At 65.1% G+C, this 3,045-nt stretch carries 2 protein-coding genes and 1 pseudogene; 1 reads left to right on the forward strand and 2 read right to left on the reverse strand.

Features of this window, described 5'->3' with window-relative positions; all coding sequences use genetic code 11:
• A pseudogene (locus EOA29_RS30825) lies at positions 1–194 on the reverse strand (hypothetical protein); the annotation flags it as partial.
• 334 nt (positions 195–528) lie between these two features.
• On the opposite strand from EOA29_RS30825, the gene EOA29_RS30830 reads away from it, so the two are divergent.
• Positions 529–1,206 carry an aquaporin gene (locus EOA29_RS30830; RefSeq protein ID WP_127222060.1) on the forward strand — a complete coding sequence of 226 codons (678 nt, stop codon included), beginning with the start codon at positions 529–531 and terminating at the stop codon, positions 1,204–1,206.
• A gap of 68 nt (positions 1,207–1,274) precedes the next feature.
• Here EOA29_RS30830 and katG read toward each other — a convergent pair.
• On the reverse strand, positions 1,275–3,045 hold a 1,771-nt coding region (gene katG, locus EOA29_RS30835), incomplete at its 5' end, for a catalase/peroxidase HPI (RefSeq protein WP_127222061.1).

A 3,045-nucleotide genomic window follows, 5' to 3' on the forward strand; every position in this document is an offset into this window, starting at 1 on the left:
GCGCGCTGCTGCTCGAATGGGGCCAGACGGCGCAGCGCGTCGTAGACGATGTTGCCGATCGCCGCTCTGTCGCCGCCGCCGGCGAAGCGGTGCGACAGGCCCCAGTCGCGCAAGGCGTCGGCCACCGGGCGGTGCCGCCGGCCGATGTCTTCCAGAACTTCGATGGCCGCCGCTAGCCTTCCGCCCAGTCTCATTCCTGCTTCCGTCAACCGTTGCTTTCGGCCCTGCTCATAGAGCTTTTCCTGCCCAGATTGAAACAGTTCTGTTGCGATGAGGCCAAAACGATCTGCGCAATGCCATCCTGAGAGCGAAAAACGGAACGCTTTTTTCGAAGCAGTCGACCGCCGGCGGAAAACAAGAACAAATCGACCGAAACATGAAAGGTGTCTAATGTTTCGGTTGGCGGATACAAGCAAGTCTCCTGGCTTAACCTCTCAGCTTTCCAAGTTTTGCCGCCAGGAATACTCTTTCGCCTGTGATTCGCGGCGCGGGAAACGCGGTTTGGCGGATCCTTACGAGGAGAGGGCAATGAAGACTTATTTGGCAGAAGTTCTAGGCACGTTCTTGTTGGTGTTCATCGGCACGGCCTCCGTGGTCACGGGCGGTCTCGGCGGCGCGCTGCCGCTCGGCCAGGAGGGCATCGGCCTGGCGTTCGGCATCGGCCTGATCGCCGCGGCCTATGCGATCGGCCCGATCTCGGGCGCGCATCTCAACCCGGCGGTGACGCTCGGCGTGTTCCTTGCGGGACGGATGCCAGCCAAGGATGTCGTCCCTTACTGGATCGCGCAGATCATCGGCGCCATCATCGCGTCGCTGGCGCTGTGGATCATCGTCACCGGCCAGGCCGGCGGCCACACCGGCGGTTTCGGCGCCAATGGCTGGGACGAGGCGAAATGGGGCATGAGCTCGGCCTTCCTGTGGGAGCTGATCGGCACCTTCACCTTCGTCACGGCGATCCTCGGCGTCACCAACGCCAAGCACACGACGGCCTTTGCGGGCCTGGTCATCGGCCTGACGCTGGCAGGAATTCACTTCGCCATGATCCCGGTGACCGGCACCTCGGTGAAACCTGCCCGCTCGATCGGCCCGGCGCTGTTTTCGGGCGGAGCCGCGCTCAGTCAGCTCTGGCTGTTCATCGTCGCGCCGCTGATCGGCGGGGCGATCGCCGGCGTCGTAGCCAAGGCCGGCATCTTCGAAAAGGACTGAGCTTTATTGAATTCAACGCAAAAAGGCGCGGGTCATGCCCGCGCCTTTTCACCTGGGAGGATGAGCCCTTACTTCGCGGCGATCTCGAAGCGATCGAGGTTCATCACTTTCGTCCACGCCTTGACGAAGTCCTTGACGAACTTCTGCTTGGCGTCGGCCGAGCCGTAGACCTCGGCAAAAGCACGCAGCTGCGCGTGCGAGCCGAAGATCAGGTCGGCGCGGGTGCCGGTCCACTTGACCGCCTTGGTCTTGCGGTCGCGCGCCTCGTAGACCTCGTCCGAGCCCGGCTCGGAACCCGCAGCCGGACCCCATATGGTCGCCATGCTGAGCAGGTTGACGAAGAAGTCGTTGGTCAGCGTGCCGGGCTTGTCGGTGAAGACACCGTGCTTGGAGCCACCTGCGTTGGCGCCGAGCACGCGCAGGCCGCCGACCAGCACCGTCATTTCCGGCGCCGTCAGCGTCAGGAGCTGCGCCCGGTCGACAAGCATCGCCTCGACCGACATCGGCAGCTTGCCGCGGGCATAGTTGCGGAAGCCGTCGACCTTCGGCTCCAGCGCTGCGAACGACTCGACATCCGTCTGCTCCTGCGAGGCGTCCATGCGGCCGGGCGTGAACGGCACCTTCATCTCATGGCCGCCGTCCTTCGCCGCCTTCTCGACCGCGGCGACGCCGCCAAGCACGACGAGGTCGGCCAGCGAGACCTTCTTGTCGCCAGACTGCGCCGCGTTGAACTCCTTCTGGATGGCTTCGAGCTTCTCCAGCACCTTGGACAACTGAGCCGGCTGGTTGACGTCCCAATCCTTCTGCGGCTCAAGGCGGATGCGCGCGCCATTGGCGCCGCCGCGCTTGTCGGAACCGCGGAAGGTCGAGGCCGAGGCCCAGGCGGTCGAGACCAGCTCGGACACCGAGAGGCCGGTGGCCAGGATTTTCGCCTTCAGCGCGGCGATATCCTGTTCGCTCACCAGCTCATGGTCGATCGCCGGGATCGGATCTTGCCAGATCAGCTCTTCCTTCGGCACGAGCGGGCCGAGATAGCGTACCACCGGGCCCATGTCGCGGTGGGTCAGCTTGAACCAGGCGCGGGCGAAGGCGTCGGCGAACTGATCGGGATGCTGGTGGAAGCGCCGCGAGATCTTCTCGTAGGCTGGATCGAAGCGCAGCGAGAGGTCGGTGGTGAGCATGGCCGGCGCATGGCGCTTCGAGGCATTGTGCGCGTCCGGAACCGTGTCGGCGCCGGCGCCGCCCTTCGGCGTCCACTGGTTGGCGCCAGCCGGGCTTTTCGTCAGCTCCCATTCATAATCGAAGAGGTTGTCGAAGAAGTTGTTGCTCCACTTGGTCGGCGTCGTGGTCCAGGTCACTTCGAGGCCAGAGGTGATGGCGTCGCCGGCAATGCCGGTGGCATATTTGCTCGACCAGCCGAGGCCCTGCGCCTCGATGCCGGCGCCTTCCGGCTCCGCGCCGACCAGGGCGGCATCGCCGGCGCCGTGGGTCTTGCCGAAGGTGTGGCCGCCGGCGATCAGCGCCACGGTCTCCTCGTCGTTCATGGCCATGCGGCGGAAGGTCTCGCGGATGTCGCGCGCGGCCGCAACCGGATCCGGCTTGCCGTTCGGCCCCTCCGGGTTGACGTAGATCAGGCCCATCTGCACCGCGCCGAGATGGCCGCGCAGTTCGCGATCGCCAGAATAGCGCTCGTCGTCGAGCCATTTGGTTTCGGAACCCCAGTCGACGTCCTGCTCCGGTTCCCAAACGTCGGCGCGGCCGCCGGCGAAGCCGAAAGTCTTGAAGCCCATCGATTCCAGCGCGACGTTGCCGGCGAGGATCATCAGGTCGGCCCAGGAG

Origin of the sequence: Mesorhizobium sp. M1E.F.Ca.ET.063.01.1.1, assembly GCF_003998155.1 — a bacterium.
Taxonomy (GTDB): domain Bacteria; phylum Pseudomonadota; class Alphaproteobacteria; order Rhizobiales; family Rhizobiaceae; genus Mesorhizobium.